The 14,457-nt window shown below is 67.5% G+C and carries 13 protein-coding genes; 4 read left to right on the top strand and 9 right to left on the bottom strand.

Annotation, left to right across the window (positions count from 1 at the left end; genetic code table 11):
• Window positions 1–33 precede the first annotated feature (33 nt).
• The 6 genes from A3CQ_RS55855 to A3CQ_RS0141125 all read right to left on the bottom strand — a co-directional run bounded on the left by A3CQ_RS55855 (window position 34) and on the right by A3CQ_RS0141125 (window position 7,677).
• Window positions 34–2,304: a putative bifunctional diguanylate cyclase/phosphodiesterase gene (locus A3CQ_RS55855; RefSeq protein ID WP_020516814.1), complete on the bottom strand. Its 2,271-nt coding sequence runs from the start codon at window positions 2,302–2,304 to the stop codon at window positions 34–36.
• A 6-nt stretch (window positions 2,305–2,310) separates the two neighbouring features.
• Window positions 2,311–3,438, bottom strand: a complete 1,128-nt coding sequence (locus A3CQ_RS55850) for an FIST signal transduction protein (protein ID WP_169516355.1) — start codon at window positions 3,436–3,438, stop codon at window positions 2,311–2,313.
• Window positions 3,439–3,867: 429 nt separating this feature from the next.
• Entirely contained in the window at window positions 3,868–5,088 is a 1,221-nt protein-coding gene (locus A3CQ_RS55845) for a sensor domain-containing phosphodiesterase (protein ID WP_020516812.1), read from the bottom strand.
• Window positions 5,089–5,420: 332 nt separating this feature from the next.
• A complete protein-coding gene (locus tag A3CQ_RS0141135) occupies window positions 5,421–6,404 on the bottom strand; it encodes a threonine ammonia-lyase (protein WP_020516811.1) in 984 nt (327 codons plus the stop codon).
• A 150-nt stretch (window positions 6,405–6,554) separates the two neighbouring features.
• The gene (locus tag A3CQ_RS0141130) at window positions 6,555–6,968 is read right to left on the bottom strand and encodes a nuclear transport factor 2 family protein (RefSeq protein WP_020516810.1); all 414 of its coding nucleotides are present in this window, start codon (window positions 6,966–6,968) and stop codon (window positions 6,555–6,557) included.
• Between the two features lie 100 nt (window positions 6,969–7,068).
• Entirely contained in the window at window positions 7,069–7,677 is a 609-nt protein-coding gene (locus A3CQ_RS0141125) for a flavodoxin family protein (RefSeq protein WP_020516809.1), read from the bottom strand.
• 162 nt (window positions 7,678–7,839) lie between these two features.
• Here A3CQ_RS0141125 and A3CQ_RS0141120 point away from each other — a divergent pair, with 162 nt between their 5' ends.
• Entirely contained in the window at window positions 7,840–8,313 is a 474-nt protein-coding gene (locus A3CQ_RS0141120) for a MarR family winged helix-turn-helix transcriptional regulator (RefSeq protein WP_020516808.1), read from the top strand.
• 62 nt (window positions 8,314–8,375) lie between these two features.
• On the opposite strand, the gene A3CQ_RS0141115 is transcribed toward A3CQ_RS0141120, so the two are convergent.
• Both A3CQ_RS0141115 and A3CQ_RS0141110 read right to left on the bottom strand, forming a co-directional pair.
• Window positions 8,376–9,584, bottom strand: a complete 1,209-nt coding sequence (locus A3CQ_RS0141115; RefSeq protein ID WP_020516807.1) for an EamA family transporter — start codon at window positions 9,582–9,584, stop codon at window positions 8,376–8,378.
• Window positions 9,585–9,619: 35 nt separating this feature from the next.
• Window positions 9,620–10,486: an alpha/beta fold hydrolase gene (locus A3CQ_RS0141110; RefSeq protein WP_020516806.1), complete on the bottom strand. Its 867-nt coding sequence runs from the start codon at window positions 10,484–10,486 to the stop codon at window positions 9,620–9,622.
• Between the two features lie 103 nt (window positions 10,487–10,589).
• On the opposite strand from A3CQ_RS0141110, the gene A3CQ_RS0141105 reads away from it, so the two are divergent.
• From A3CQ_RS0141105 to A3CQ_RS0141095, 3 genes are all read left to right on the top strand, one after another.
• The gene (locus tag A3CQ_RS0141105; RefSeq protein WP_020516805.1) at window positions 10,590–11,459 is read left to right on the top strand and encodes a helix-turn-helix transcriptional regulator; all 870 of its coding nucleotides are present in this window, start codon (window positions 10,590–10,592) and stop codon (window positions 11,457–11,459) included.
• Between the two features lie 246 nt (window positions 11,460–11,705).
• Complete coding sequence (locus A3CQ_RS0141100) at window positions 11,706–12,227, top strand: SigE family RNA polymerase sigma factor (protein WP_020516804.1); 522 nt, start codon at window positions 11,706–11,708, stop codon at window positions 12,225–12,227.
• A complete protein-coding gene (locus tag A3CQ_RS0141095; RefSeq protein ID WP_020516803.1) occupies window positions 12,224–13,450 on the top strand; it encodes a hypothetical protein in 1,227 nt (408 codons plus the stop codon). Before A3CQ_RS0141100 ends, A3CQ_RS0141095 begins: the two co-directional genes overlap by 4 nt.
• Window positions 13,451–13,471: 21 nt before the next feature.
• On the opposite strand, the gene A3CQ_RS0141090 is transcribed toward A3CQ_RS0141095, so the two are convergent.
• Complete coding sequence (locus A3CQ_RS0141090; RefSeq protein ID WP_020510166.1) at window positions 13,472–14,365, bottom strand: IS982 family transposase; 894 nt, start codon at window positions 14,363–14,365, stop codon at window positions 13,472–13,474.
• Window positions 14,366–14,457: the final 92 nt, after the last annotated feature.

Raw genomic sequence — 14,457 nt, 5'->3', positions numbered from 1 at the left:
TCTTCGGGTGGTGGTCGCACTGGCCACCCGGACTCAGTGAGCGCCTGCATGTCGATGCAGCCCGGCCGTGAACCTCGTCTCCGACACCAGGGCCGTCGTTGCCACGTGGTCCAGCGGTTTGCCGAAGAGATAGCCCTGGCCGAGGCGGCAGCCGCAGTCCAGCAAGGCCCGCCGCTGCCGGTCCGACTCGATTCCCTCGGCGATGACGTCCCGTCGCACCGTCCGCCCCAACTGGACGATGGCCCGGGCGAGGTCCGATCGATCGCTGTGCTCGTCCAGGTCGTCGACGAATGACTTATCCATCTTGATCGTGTCGATCGGGAACTGGCGCAGGGCGAGCAGCGACGAGAACCCGGTTCCGAAATCATCGATCGCCAGCCCGACGCCCAGGTCCTTGAGGCGCTGCAACTGATGGCAGACCTGCGTCAGGTCTAGCGCCTGGTGCGATTCGGTGATCTCCAGGACCAGCCGGGATGCCGCGAGCCCTGTCTCGCGGAGCACGTCGGCCACCGATTTCGCCACGTCGCCGCGAAGCTGCCGGGTCGAGACGTTGACGTGAACGGTCAGTTCCGGAAGCCCGGCGGGTGTCCGCTGCTGGTTCCATTCGAATGCGGAACGGCAGGCTTGGCGCAACACCCGATGACCGATCGGGATGATCATCTCGGTGTCCTCGGCTGCCGGGATGAACTCCATCGGAGTGACCATCCCGCGCGTCGGGTGCCGCCAGCGAACCAACGCTTCCAGCCCGACCAGTTTCCCGTCGGCAAGGGTGCATATCGGCTGGTAGTAGACGACGAACTCGTCGCGTTCCAATGCCCGGCGAAGTTCCGTCGCCAGGTTCACGGTCTTCTCGAACGCTTCCTGCATTTCCGGCCGGAAGACCTCATATCGTCCCTTGCCTGTGCGTTTAGCGTGATACATCGCAAGATCTGCATCCCGTATGAGCGCGTCGGCATCCGGCGAGGTGGGGTCGCTCAACGAGATGCCCACGCTCGCGCCGATGAAGACCTCCTGCCCGGTCAGATCGAACGGCCGGCTTATCTGGTCGAGAACCCGTTCGGCGACGGCGATCACCTCGTGGTCGGTTTCGAAATCGGCCAAGAGGACCGCGAACTCGTCACCGCCCAGCCTGGCCACAGTGTCCGTGTTGCGGACACACGCCCGCAATCGGGCACCGACCTCGGCCAGCACCGCATCGCCGGCGGCATGGCCGAGCGAATCGTTGACGAGCTTGAATCCGTCCAGGTCGACGAATAACAGGCCGAGCCGATCGCCCGCACAGCCGGCGACGGACAGGCCACGTTGCAGCTGCTCCACGAACGGACTACGGCTCACGAGCCCGGTGACCTGATCGTGGTGAGCCTTGTTGAGCGCCTGGAACGTCTTCGCGTCCGTGACGGCGAGGCTGGCGTGTTCGGCGAAAGCGTGCAGGATGTCCCGGTCCCGCTTCTCGTACTCGCGCTCCCCGCCGTGCGCGGCCACCGCAAGGGCGCCGACGACCGTGCCGCTGTCGTGCACCGGTACAGCCATGCTGACTTCACCCGGGCCAGCGACCGTCGACAACTGGTCCTCGACGACGGCCCGCCCCACCGTCCCGGCCTCGGCCAGCGTGGCCCGAGACAGTCGCCGTGCGGTCTGCTGAAGGAGGCCGACTTCCGATTTCAGCACAAGCATGTCGGGTTCCTCGCTGTCCAGGAGCCACAGCGTCACGCCGTCCCGGCCGAGCAGGTCGTGGGCACCAGCGGTGATCATGTCCAGGACGCGGGGCAGCGAGGTCCGGCGGGCGATGGCGCGCTGGATTCCAGACAGGTGCTCCAGGAGGCGTTGGCGCTCGCTCAGCGAATCGACGAGTTCCCTGTTGAGTGCCGCCTGGCGGCGCTCGGCGGCCAGGCTCTGCACCATGTGGACATGCAGTTCCAACACTCTTGCCATGCCGCGTACGAGGCTCGCCTCTTCGACGGTGAAGCCGTCCGGGCCGGCGCGCGCCACCACCAGGTATTCGGGTGGCTCGGTGCCGCTGGGCGCGAAGATCGCCCGGCATGGGCCACAACCGGGCACGTCCACCGTGGCCCGCTCACCGGAAACGACCGCCGACAATTCTCGCGCCGGTGCCTGACCCGCCGGGAACCCCACGGCGGCGGCTACCGCGCCGCCGCGCAACACCGCGACCATTTCGGCGTCCAGAGCCCGGGCCGCGCTCGTCGAGGCGAGGCGGTAGGCGTTCGGCGCATCCGAGGCCTCGGACAGCGCGCCGAGAAATTCCGCGAGTTGTTGTACGACCAGGGCAGCCGCGATGTCGTACATGTGCGATCAGCCGACGGCCAACACGACGAGGGTTTGGTGGTGCAGCCCGTTGACGCCGCGAATGCGGGCGATCTCACCCCACGTGTAGAACCCGATGAAGGGCAAGCCGGCCGCCTGACGAGCCATCAAGCTGACCTCTTCGGCCACCCGATCGCCGGTGGGACTCTGGCTGAGGATGTCCTGCCGGATGCCGCAGTCGAAGGCGAGGAAACCCAGCGGGGACCGGCCGCCGAGCGCCTCGACGGCGGCCGGCCAGGCACGGTCGACCGTTTCGATAGTGCTGTCCGCGTCCGAGTCCAGCGGCCAGACCACGCCACCCTCCGGGACGTCGCCGACGCACATGAGCGAGCCCTCGTCGAGGTCAACGTCGTCGGTGACGAAGCGGACCTCCTCCGTCGCCCGCCGCAGGACGCACAGCGGCCGCAGCCGGGAGAACGCGACGAACGCCTTCTTGTCGTGGTAGGCCTCGGCCGGCGCGCCCAGCCGGTCCAGGTAGGCGTGCACCGCCGGCCGGTTGTCGAGCGTATAGATGCGGCCCTTGCGGCTGCGAGTCACCACCATGGGCTCCCCGACCTCCTGGAAACCGTGCCGCATCGCCACTCCGAACGGCCCGTCAGAAGTGATTGCTGCACCTACGACCGCGTCGGTGAGAACCTCGCCGTCGTACATATGGAAGGTGTCGGCATTAACGCCGCTGTCGGAGACAACGGCCGTACCCGCGGCACCGCCCACCAGCACTACGCCGGCCCCCAGCATCTCGTAGACTCCGCCGATGATTTCGTCCTGATCCTGGACGAGGCCGTCGGTCAGCAGCAGCATGAACTGGTTCGTGTCGTCCATCCCGGCGAAGGCCGAGCGGGCCACCTCGTTGCCGCCCTCGCGCGGCGCCGTCCGGGTTCCGGTCGCGGCGCTGGTCCGCACGGTGAAGCCAGAGCCGCCGAACGCGGCGACTGCTACCACACCCATGCCGGGGCCCTCGACGCCTATCTCGGCGCCGGAGGAACAGCCGATCAGCGGAACCCCCGCGGCGACCTCCTTGATGCCGGCGAGCACCGCGTGCGGGTCCAGCCGAATCGAGCAGAACACGACCAACAGCCGAGGGTCCGGGCCGGCCAGCGCGCGCGAGGCCGCCACGGCACCGGCACGGTGCGGATCGGTCTCAGAGCTGGTCCCGACCTTGAACCACCGGGTGCTCTGTGCCGTGTGTGTGCCGAGGCCGTGATCCATGTGCATCCCATCGACAGCTAGCCGGTCGATCTTAGAAGAACGAGCTGGCTCGGCGGAAGCAGGGACCGGCCCCGATCGCGGAGCCGTCGAGATCTACCAATTGCCGGTCGAGAATCGGCCGTACTCTATCGGGCGCGCCTGGATACTCAAACATAACTGCGTCCATCGCGCGCATTCTCATCGGCATGTCTCGTTTACGGCTGCCCGATGGCATAGGGGCGTGCGAAGCATTCTGGGGTACCCCAGTAGCCCGGCGGTCGACGTCCGGGGACATCTGGGCGTCGGTCTTACCGCATTGTGTCGGTGGGTCCTTGAACTGGCGGGTGGCGTCGGGTGTCAGGGTGTGGTGAGGCGTCCGATCATGGAGTGCGCCGCAGCGGTGACCAGGGTGCGGTCGTAGCTGACGACGAATTCGAATTGGCGGTCGGCGTCGGTGCCGGTATCGCCGAGGTCGCGGGCCATCAGGGCTGCGGCGGTGTGGGCGCCGAGTACCAGGACGGTCCACTCGCTGGCCAGCGGGTCCTGGATCGGTAGGTTGCCGCCGCGCACGCCGGGAGCGGGTTCGGAGGGCATGTCCACGCCCAAGGCGGCAACGAATGGTAGGTGGGCGGCGAGTTCGGTGAACCGGCGGTTCGTGGATGGGCGGAAGAACTGGACATGTTCGAAGGCGGCGAACAGCACCGGGGGGACCGTGGCTTGCAAGGCCATCAATTCCAGGGTTTTCGACAATGGGACGAGTAGATGCTTGGGTGCGTGGCGGATGTGTTTGCCGGCGCCGACCAGTTCGTAGGGTGTGGCGCGCAGGGCGGCGCCGATCGGGTGGGCGGTGAAGCGTTCGGGCCGGAAAGTTGCGGGTGGGATTCGGCGTTCGCCGCGGCTCCATAGCCAGCCTTGGCCGAGGGTGGCGCCCAGCACGAGGGCGCGGGTCAGGTCGCCAGGAGTTTCGATGCCTTCGGCGACGACTTCGGCACCGGCTTGTTCGGCATAGGCGCGGACCGCTCCGGCGACGGTGATGGTGGCGGGGTCTTTGACGGTGCGCAGCAGTTGCAGGTCGAGCTTGACGATCTCTGGGCGTAGCAGCGGGATGAAGGCCAGGGATTCGGGATGGACCCCGACGTCGTCCAAGGCGATGGCGCAGCCGGCGGCGCGCAGGTGTTCGGCGCCGGTCAGAATGCCGGCTAGGTCGTCGGCCAGCGCTCGCTCGGTGATCTCGACGACCACCTGAACGTGCGCGGCACGAGTGGTGAGCGCGTCGCGGACGACATCCAGGTGTCGAGTCAGCGTGGTGGGCTCGAGGTTGACGAACAACGTCACCGGACGGCCTTGCGAGAGCGATGCCGCATCGGCCAGTGACGCTTGTAGCGCGGCGTATTCCAGTTCAGCGAGCCGGCCGGTCGCGCGAGCAGCATCCAGCAGGGCCATCGGCGACCGCAGGCCGGTGTCTTCGGGTCCGCGCAGTAACGCCTCGAAGGCCAGCACTGCCCCGGAGTCCAGGTCGACGAAAGGCTGGTAGACGCAGTACAGGCCACCGTCGCGCAGCAGATGGTCCAGGCTCACACCGGCCGCAGTTGCCGACGCGTGACGTGTGTCCATAACTACCCTGTCGGCAATCCTGCCGCTCCGCTGAGCTGCTCAGTTCGCCAACGACCTTCTCGCCGGCGGAGCATGAGCCATCATGGCGTCGTAAACGCTCTGTTCGAATCGCCTGTGCCGCTTCTCTTGCAGCGGCCCCACCAGCAACGACAGAGTCGCCCTGGCCCGAGCCCTGCACGGCTACCTACACCTGGCAGTTCTTCAAGGTCAGCGCAGTAGCGCCACCGGTGTTGTGCGACTCCCGGTCGGGCGGGAGATACCTTTCAGCCTGGCTTCGCGCACCTCTGCGGTACGCGTCAAGACCTGTGTGGATAGGAGCCCGCACCAACCCAGCGGTGATAGGCGTCTATGTCGACGTTGCCGCCACACACGATGGTCACCACGTGTCGGCCGGCGAAGCGGTCACGGTCTTCGAGGATCGCCGCGATGCCGAGCGCGGCCGACGGTTCAACGACGAGGCCGGCGTGGTCGAGGAGCATCCGCATGCCAGCAATGATTGACGCCTCCTGGACCAGGACGGCATCGTCGGCGACCAGGAGGAGGTCGTCCAGGACGGCCGGGATGGGGCGCCGGCCGGCGACGCCGTCAGCGATGGTGTCAGTCGAGTCGGTGGTGACGACGCCCCGCGTGCGCCACGAGAGCGTCATCGCCGGTGCGCCCAGCGGCTGGACGCAGATCACCTCGACTTCGGGCGCCAGGGCCTTGACCATATGCCCGACGCCGGTGGCCAGCGCCCCGCCGCCGAGGGCGATCAGGACGGCGTCGAACGACGGCGCGGTGTCCAGCAGCTCCAAGCCGATGGTCGCCGCGCCTTCGCAGGTCTCGACGTCCAGGCTGTCTTCGACCAGCCGGATGCCGTCGTACCGTGCGATGGCCGCCGCCCGCTCACGAGCCATCTCGAAGTCGCCGTCCACCAACTCCAACCTGGCGCCCAACGCGCGGATGCGATCGAGCTTGGCCGCCGGCGCAAAGCGGGATGCCACAACGGTGATGTCGAGCCCTTGGCCGCGACCGGACCACGCGAGGGCATGACCCAGGTTGCCCGCGCTGGCACACACCGCGGCTCGCGAGCCGTTCCCGGCGAGCAGGCTCACGACCACCTCGGTGCCGCGGGCCTTGAAGCTACGGACCGGGTTCACCGTTTCGAGCTTGATGCTCACCGCACACCCGAGGCCGGGTTCGAGCGCCTCACAGCGATACAGCGGGGTGTCGAGGAAAACCGGGTCGATCAGCCGGCGAGCCGCCCGGATCCGGGCGGTGTCGAGACGGGTCTCTTGCACGTCACAACGACGTACCGCCGCCGGCGCTGAGCCATCTTGGTGAACGCCCCGCGACCGGTCGTTTTCCGGTGTGCTATCCATACGATTCCTTTCCTTCCCTGTGGTGCGTACGCCCACTCCCGTGGGTGTACGCGGCTTGTTGGAAAGGGGTCAGTTCTCGCGTGTCCAGGCGGGTGTGATCCGCACCCGGCGAAGTCGCCAGCCCGCCGGCGTCCGTACCACGGTGCAGATCTGCCGCAGGCCGCCGGTGAAGTGGGGCGCTTGGCCGTCACGGTAGTAGTACACCAGCGAGTTTGCCGAGGCTGCCGCCTGGTCGCCGTCGATGTCCACCAGCAGGTCGGTGGTCGTGTGCTGGGCGTGCTGCCCCTCGACCTCACCCTGCCGCATAAAGCCGACGACCTTTTCGATGCCGCGGAGCTCACCCCCGCGCGGCGACTGCACCACCACATCGTCGGCGAAAACGGCGTCCGCATCCTCCCACCGCTCCTCATCGAGCAGGCGCGCGAAGCGGGCGAACAGGTCGGCGATCTCGATACGGTCGGCGATCAGCGCATCCGTGGACATGACGTCCTCTTTCCTTGGTGGTTGTTTGTGGTGCCAACCACGTGCAGATTCGTTGGCTGACCAACGCTGCAGGCTGGCTGCCGTGGGCTGTTCCGCAAGGTCAAGCGTCCTTCGCCGCGCGGGCGTATCTCACGAGGCGCTCGGCCTGGACTCCGGCCGCGGCGCGGGTGGTGTCGTCGACCGGGGCGGTGCCGCCCTGATCAAAGTGCGAGGTGCCGTAGGGGTTGCCGTCGCTGAACTTGGCCGGATCGGTGTAGCCGGGTGGAACGATGATTCCGCCGAAATGGTGGAAGGTGTGGGAGAGGGCGAGCAGCGTGGACTCGTGCCCGCCGTGTCCGGTTCCGGCAGAGGTGAAGCCGCTGTAGGCCTTGCCGGCCAGCAGACCCTGTTGCCAAACGGGTCCGAGGGTGTCGAGGAACTGCTTGAGCTGCGCGGCGATGTTGCCGAAGCGGGTCGGTGAGCCGATGAGCACTCCGTCGGCCCAGACGATGTCGTCCGCCTCGGCGACGGGGATGTCGGCGGTCGCGGTGAGGTTGGCCGACCACGCGGGGTTGGCGTCGATCGCGGCCCGTGGAGCCAGTTCGGCCACCTTGCGGAGCCTGACGTGGGCGTCGGTCTTCTCCGCGGTCTCGGCCATCACTCGGGCGATCTCGGCGATCGTGCCGGTGGAGGAGTAGTAGATGACGGCGATGTTGACGGGCTTGTCCATGATCCGTGCTTTCTGAAGATCGGTGAGTTTCAGAGCGTGTCGAGGTGGAGATGGTCATCCTCCTCATTACAGTAGTGAATCTTTCAGCACTGAACTAGTGTCTGGACGATACCCGATTGATATTTCAGTACGCAACTGTTCGGCGTGATAGCTTCTGAAGGTGTGACCGAGACGCGGTGGCTCAACGACGATGAGCAGCGAAGCTGGCGGACGTTCGGCCTGGCCACTCGGCTGCTGTTCGACCGGCTCGACCGGGACCTGCAGGAGGCGGTCGGGATGCCGCCGACCTACTACGAGCTGCTCGTCCTACTGTCAGAAGCTCCGGACCGAACAATGCGTATGAGCGAACTGGCGCACTGGACTCATTCCAAACCGAGCCGTATCACGCATGCGATCAACAAGCTGAAACAGGCCGGCTGGGTGCGGCGGGAGAATCTCGCCTCCGACCGGCGCGGCTGGATCGCCGTTCTCACCGACGAAGGACAGGCCGCGCTCGAGATCGCCGCTCCCCTGCATGTGGAGAGCGTCCGCGCCCATCTGATCGACAGGCTTTCTCCCGAGCAGGTCCGGCAACTCGGCGACATCAGCGAGGCCCTGCTCGAACATCTCATCCCGGCCGAGCCCGACGACCTTTGACCGAACCGGTCAGCCGTCCGGCTCCGCGACGGTGTGTCGTTCGGGGTGGTTGAAGTTCAAGGTCATTCGTTGACCGCGCCAGGCGGGGTCAGCTGGATGCCGGCCCGGAAGCGTAAGTGGATGTCCGGGTCGTCCGGGTGCGCAAGTCGGTGTTCCAGCTCGGTGCGCCCGGCGTCGGTGAGTTCGAACACCTGGCGAGCTGGGCCGTCCGAGCTGGGCGCGGGGGTACTGGTCACCAGCCCCTTGCGTCGCAGGCGTTCAAGAGCCGGATGCAAGGAGCCATCGCTGACCGGCCGGACGTGTCCCACCAGCTTGGTGATGCGCTTGCGCAGCTCGTAGGCGTGCATGGGCGTCTCTGCCAGGAAGCCGAGGATGGCGAGTTCGGGGATGGCTCCTACCTCCCGGTGCGAATCCGGCTGGCGGGTCGGGCGGGACAGCACTCCGAACGCCGCGATGGCCACCGTCACGATCCCGGCGGCCGCTAGCTGGGGCAGGGACAGACGTTCGCTCAGCACAATCGTACCCAGCAGCATGGCGACCACCGGCGCCGTGAACGACACCAGTGACGCCTGGACCGCGCTCACCCGTTGGACCAGGGCCGTGTTGGCGAGCCAGCCCAGCCCTGAGCACAAAACGCCCAGTGCCAGGACGGCCGCCCAAGGGCCAGGCTCCCACCGGACAGCGGACAGATGTCTCGCGGCGAACGGTGCGGTGATGACGACCGCGACCGTCATCTGGGCGCAGGTGAGGGTGAACGCGTCGACGTCTCGCAGCCGGAACCGAACGAGCAGATTACCTGCGGCGTAACTCATCGCGGCGGCCAGCGGAAGGGCCGCCCACAGCATCGAACCGTGAGCGCCGTTGTCGGCGGTCATGAACGCGGTTCCGCACAATGCCACGACCAGACACGCCGTCCGTCGCGCACCAAGGTGCTCGGTGGGGAACAGGAGAGGGCTGCCCATGGCAATCCACATCGGGGTCGTGGCCAGCAGCAACGATGTCAGGCCGGTCGGCATGTGGTGTTCACCAACGGTAATGAGGATCGATGGCAGCGCGGCACTGCACAGCCCTACCAACAGGACGTCGACCGGTCTGGCCGACAGCAGCCGGGCCAGTGCGCTGAACGCCTGGGTGGAGCCACGACGCGCCCATGTGATGGCGAGCAGAGTGGCGGCGGCGAGCGCGAACCGCGCTCCCGTCAGCACGTCGGCCGGCAGGGTGCGCGCAGCGATCGAGATGAGCACGAATGGAACACCCAGGGCCAGCGTCACTGACAACCCCAGCGCGCCGTTCGACGAAAGTCGTATCACCCGTGGATGCCGCCGTCCTGGTTGAGCACCTGGTGAAGTCGCTCCGCGGTCGCGCGCGGGCGGAATCTGTATCCGTTGTGCCCGCCGGGGAAGGTCTCGTAGGGGGTCCCCAATTCCTCGGCGAGCAACCGGGCGCACTTGTGCGGCCAGATGTGGCTCGAGTTCTCACCGACAGCGGGCACGACACGGGCGGGTGAGCCCTTGAGCTGGGTCATGTCGAACGTCTGAGCCCGTATGGCCGGAAAGTCGTACGTGAAGAGGAACGCCACGTTCGACAGGTGTTCCGGCCCCGGACTGCGCATCTCGACGTCCGGCTCACGGTCGGCGGGGTCGATGTCGATGGCCTTCCCGAACCTGCGCAGAGCGGGGCCGGCGCCCTCCGCCTTGAACGTCTCCTCGGTTGCGAGGAAATCCTGGATGGCGACAGCCCGCTCGGGCTCCGGCAACAGCTGAAGGGTGGGCGGTTCGTGCGCGACGACCGCGCCGACCTGCCCGGGGTGCCTGATGGTCAGCTCGAGCGCGATCGCCGCGCCGACGCTGCTGCCGTAGACGTAGGCGGGTTCCGTGGTCAGAGCGGAGAGCAGGCGGGAGGCGTCGTCGGCATGCGTGGCCAGCGTCAGTTCGGACTCGTCGGTGGTGCTTCCCGACAGGCCACGGCGGTCGTAGGTGAGGACGGTGTACCGATCGGCGAGTCGGGTGGCGAGAGCTTCGTTCACGGAGGCGTCCCCAAAACCTCCGGCGATGAGCAGCAGCAGGGGGCCCGAGCCACGCACGAATTGGTGCAGCCGCGCACCGGGCACTTCCAGCACAGATTCCTTCATTGTCTGATCACCGTTCTCCTCGGTCAGGCCGTTGACGGCCACACCGGGACTGTGCCTTCGTTGCCGGCGACTCAGGAACGGAGCGGTTTCCCTAGGATCGACGGTCCGAGGGTGCGTTCCACGAACGGAGATACCGTTACGGTCCATGGGGATGCACCGCGACGACCTCGCCGATTTCCTGCGCCGGTCCCGAGAGCGGCTGAGTCCACGGGACGTCGGGCTGATCGAGGGGCCGAGGCGGCGTACGCCGGGACTGCGCCGCGAGGAGGTCGCGGCGCTCGCCGCGATGTCGACCGACTATTACATGCGGCTCGAGCAGGCCAGGAGCCCGCAGCCCTCGGTTCAGATGCTGGCCGCTCTTACGCGCGCGCTGCGACTGACCGCCGACGAGCGGGACCACCTGTACCTGCTCGCCGGGCACCGCCCGCCGGAGGGTGCGCGGGCCGGGGAGTACCTGCGGCCGAGCATGCTGTACCTCCTCGACCGGCTGGACAGCGTTCCGGTCCAGGTCCTGAGCGATCTGGGCGACCTGCTGGCGCAGAACGACATGGCGAAGGCGTTGTTCGGGTGCGTGTGCACGGTGGCCAAGGAGGACCGCAACATCGTGCTGCGCTGGTTCACCGAGCCGGACGTACGGAGCCGCTTCGCGGCCGAGGAGCACGAGGAACACGCCCGGCAGTTGGTCGCCGACCTGCGCGCCGCGGTGGCCCACCGCGGGGACGACGCCGAATCTCGCACACTTCTCAGTCGGCTCCGTGCGGCCAGCGCCGAGTTCGCGTCGCTGTGGGACCGGCACGAGGTCGCGGTGCGCAGGTCTCACCCGTACGGACTCATGCATCCCGAGCTCGGCAGGATCGAGTTCGACTGCGAGGTGCTGGTGACGCCCGCGGCGGACCAACGACTGCGGGTCTTCACCCCACCTCCCGGTGGAACCGAGGCGCTGAACATGCTGCGCGTGCTCGGCCCACAGCACCGGCACGACACCGCCGCGACGCGCACGTCCGTGAATGAATGACGCGCTTGGCGCTCCCGGACAAGCCGACCTTGGGGCGTAAGCTCCGCCGGCCCGCCGCTCCGATGTCGTCAGGAAGCGTGAGGGTGAGCAGTCCGGCCGCCTCCAGCACTTTCATCGTCACGAGTACAGGGTTATCTCGGTACTGGGTCGACGCGGCAGCTCGCAGCACGCTGGCGAGCTTCGACCTCGCGTACAACCTCATGCGGGCGAAGCCCGTCGAAAGAGTATGACGCGACGGGAAATTGGATGAGCGATACATCCGACGCCGGATACCTCGACTACGTCAACGGACGCGTGGTCGCCTTGCGCCGAATGGCCTTCCTGCTGTGCGGCAACCCGGATCAGGCCGACGACCTGGTCCAGGAAACCATCACGAAGCTGTACGCCCGCTGGCCGCGCATCTCGCAGGCCGACAACGTCGATGCCTACGTGCACACGATGATCGTGCGTGCCTTCCTGGACGAGAAACGCCGCGGCTGGTGGCGGGTCGGGCTGTTCGCCTCCGCGCCGGAGCGCCCGGCCCTGCCGCCGCGCCCGGTCGAGGAACAGGCGACGTTGCGCGCTGCCCTCGCCCAGGTCCCCGCCCGCCAGCAAGCCGTACTCGTACTGCGTTTTCTCTGCGACCTGCCGGTCGCCGAGGTGGCCCGGATCCTCGGCTGCACGGACGGCACCGTCAAGAGCCAGACCTCGCACGGCCTCAAACGGCTGCGCCAGATCCTCGACGAGCCCGTGCCCGCCATCGACAGCCCCGACGGAGGCGCCCGATGAACGACGACGACTACGGCAGACGACTGCTGCGACCGCTGGTCACCGAACCGCCCGCCGCGACCCGCATCAACGTCGCCGAGGCGATGCGCCGGGGCCGGCGCGCGCGACGTATCCGGGCCGGGGCGATCATCTCCGGGCTGACCGCCGTGATCGCGGCCGCCGCCACCGGCAGCGCTCTTGCCCTGACCGCGCCGGCCACCAAGCCGAAGCCTGATCTGCCCACCGACCCGGCGATTCCCGCGGCCTGCACCGCGATCCGGCTGCCGATCGGCGGCGCCGCCGCGGCGGCCACGGTCACCGGCGGCGACCCGAGCGGCGCCTACCTGGTCGGCTCCACCAACCCGTCCGCCGGGAAGACGAGGGCAGTCCTGGTGTGGCACGACGGCAAACTTGTCGCCCGCGTGTCCCCAGGCGGCCGTTCCCCGATGATGTCCGACATCAATGCGTCGGGTGTTGCGGTCGGTTCCACCACGGAGTCGCCTTTCCTTCCCTACGTGTACCGCAACGGCCGGGTCAGCCGGTTGCCGGGCGTGGGCACGGCGCAAGCCATCAACGATGACGGGATGATCGCCGGTACGCGTGAGTCCGGCCGGGACATTCCGGTGCGCTGGGCCGGCCCTGACGCCCAGCCCGAGGTCATGAAGCTGCCCCCCGGCACGCTGGGCGGGAGAGCCATCGACATTGCCGAGGACGGCACCATCGCGGTCCGGCTCTCGACGAGGACCTACATCGAGCAGACGTACCTTTGGTTCCCCGACGGGACGAGCCGGCCGATCGAGGCGCCCAAGGCCGGCAAGGGACAGGCCACTCGGTTCTGGTCCGCATACTTCCGCTTCGGCTGGCTCTACGGCGACGTGGCGACGTTCGCGCCGGCCGGGACTGCCTCGTCCGGACCGTCCGCCGAAGAGTCTGCAGGGAATCCCAACCTGCCCGAAGGGCCCTACTCGTGGGACACCTCCGCCTACCGCTACCACGTAGCCAGCGGAACCTGGCAGAAGCTGCCCCAGGGCGCGGAGTCCGGGCTGACCGTGCCGGTCATAACGCTGGAGGCGTACATCGGCAGGCAGATCTTCACGTTCCCCGAGCCCGTCGGGGAACGTGCCGATGACGCTTTCCAAATCGCCATCGTCAGCGACGATGGCCGGACCGCGGGCGGGAGCAGCCTCAGTAAGCGGGCCGACCCCGCCCATCAAGATGAGCCCGTCATGTGGCGCTGCAACTAGACGAGTAAGTCCCAACTTGGGTTAGTGGTCGTAGGCGATCAATGACCTGGTCAAAGGTTGTCCGGTAGCGCGGTTGTGCCAGATCGCGGCGGTCATGGCGAGTAGGCGTTGAGCGATGCGGGCGCCGACGCCTTCGATACTGCGGCCGCCGTGCAGTTCGAGGTCGAGCTGGCCTTTCAACGTGTCGTTGACCGACTCGATCAGCTGGCGGATGGGTTTGAGCAGGTGCTCGCCAGGGTGTGGGGTTCGGTTGCGGTAAGACGGGCGCAGCAGCCGGATCCCGCGGTCGGTCAGCCACCGGTCGAGTTCAGCGGAGACGTAGCCCTTGTCCGCGATGATCAGTTGCCCATGCCGGCCGGACAGCAGGGCGGGGTCGTCTTCCAGGGCGGCAGTCAGGATGTGGCGTTCGTCGGTCTTCGGGGTTGCCAGGGTCCAGGCGATCGGGAGCCCGGACGGTGTGCAGATCAGGTGCAGGCGCAGGCCCCAGAAGAAGCGCGAGTGTGACGAGCAGTAGCCGTAACCGGCCCAGCCGGCCAGGTCCGAACGTTTGGCGGTGGGCCGGGATCGGCCGCACTCGACGGGGGTGGAGTCGGTGACCCAGACGTCGTCGTGCCACAGATCGGTGTCCGCTGCGAGCAGGCGGATCACCTGCTTGAGCAAGGGTAGAGCGCCACGCAGACGTTTGTTGTAGCCCGACTGGCTGGGCAGGTACGGGAATGCACCTGGTAGATGGGCGGGCAGCAACCGCAGCCAGCGGGCCTCGGAGCGGATACCGAGCAAGGCTTGGGCAACCGCGATGGTCAGCAGTTCAGCGTCGGAGAGCTTCGGTGGACGCCCAGCGCGGCGAGGCCGTACGAGCCAGTCGTCGATCTTCACGTACAGTGCGGTGAGAAGGGTGTTGATGTCTGTCGTCACAAACAGATCATCGACACCCTTCTCCTACACAGGTGTAAATAGCATCCGCCTACTAGTCGTCCGCCTAGCCGAGTTAGGACTTACTCGTCTAG

It is taken from the genome of Paractinoplanes globisporus DSM 43857, assembly GCF_000379645.1.
GTDB classification, from domain to species: Bacteria; Actinomycetota; Actinomycetes; order Mycobacteriales; family Micromonosporaceae; genus Actinoplanes; species Actinoplanes globisporus.
The sequence above is the reverse complement of the archived record's forward strand: the minus strand, read 5'-3'. Positions and strand labels throughout refer to the sequence as shown.

Excerpts from the sequence above, each read along its gene's own strand:
- A3CQ_RS55855 (WP_020516814.1), bottom strand. The coding sequence starts at position 2,304 with ATGTACGACATCGCGGCTGCCCTGGTCGTACAACAACTCGCGGAATTT.
- A3CQ_RS0141130 (WP_020516810.1), bottom strand. The coding sequence starts at position 6,968 with ATGTCCACGGATGCGCTGATCGCCGACCGTATCGAGATCGCCGACCTG.
- A3CQ_RS0141125 (WP_020516809.1), bottom strand. The coding sequence starts at position 7,677 with ATGGACAAGCCCGTCAACATCGCCGTCATCTACTACTCCTCCACCGGC.
- A3CQ_RS0141105 (WP_020516805.1), top strand. The coding sequence starts at position 10,590 with ATGGGGATGCACCGCGACGACCTCGCCGATTTCCTGCGCCGGTCCCGA.
- A3CQ_RS0141100 (WP_020516804.1), top strand. The coding sequence starts at position 11,706 with ATGAGCGATACATCCGACGCCGGATACCTCGACTACGTCAACGGACGC.
- A3CQ_RS0141095 (WP_020516803.1), top strand. The coding sequence starts at position 12,224 with ATGAACGACGACGACTACGGCAGACGACTGCTGCGACCGCTGGTCACC.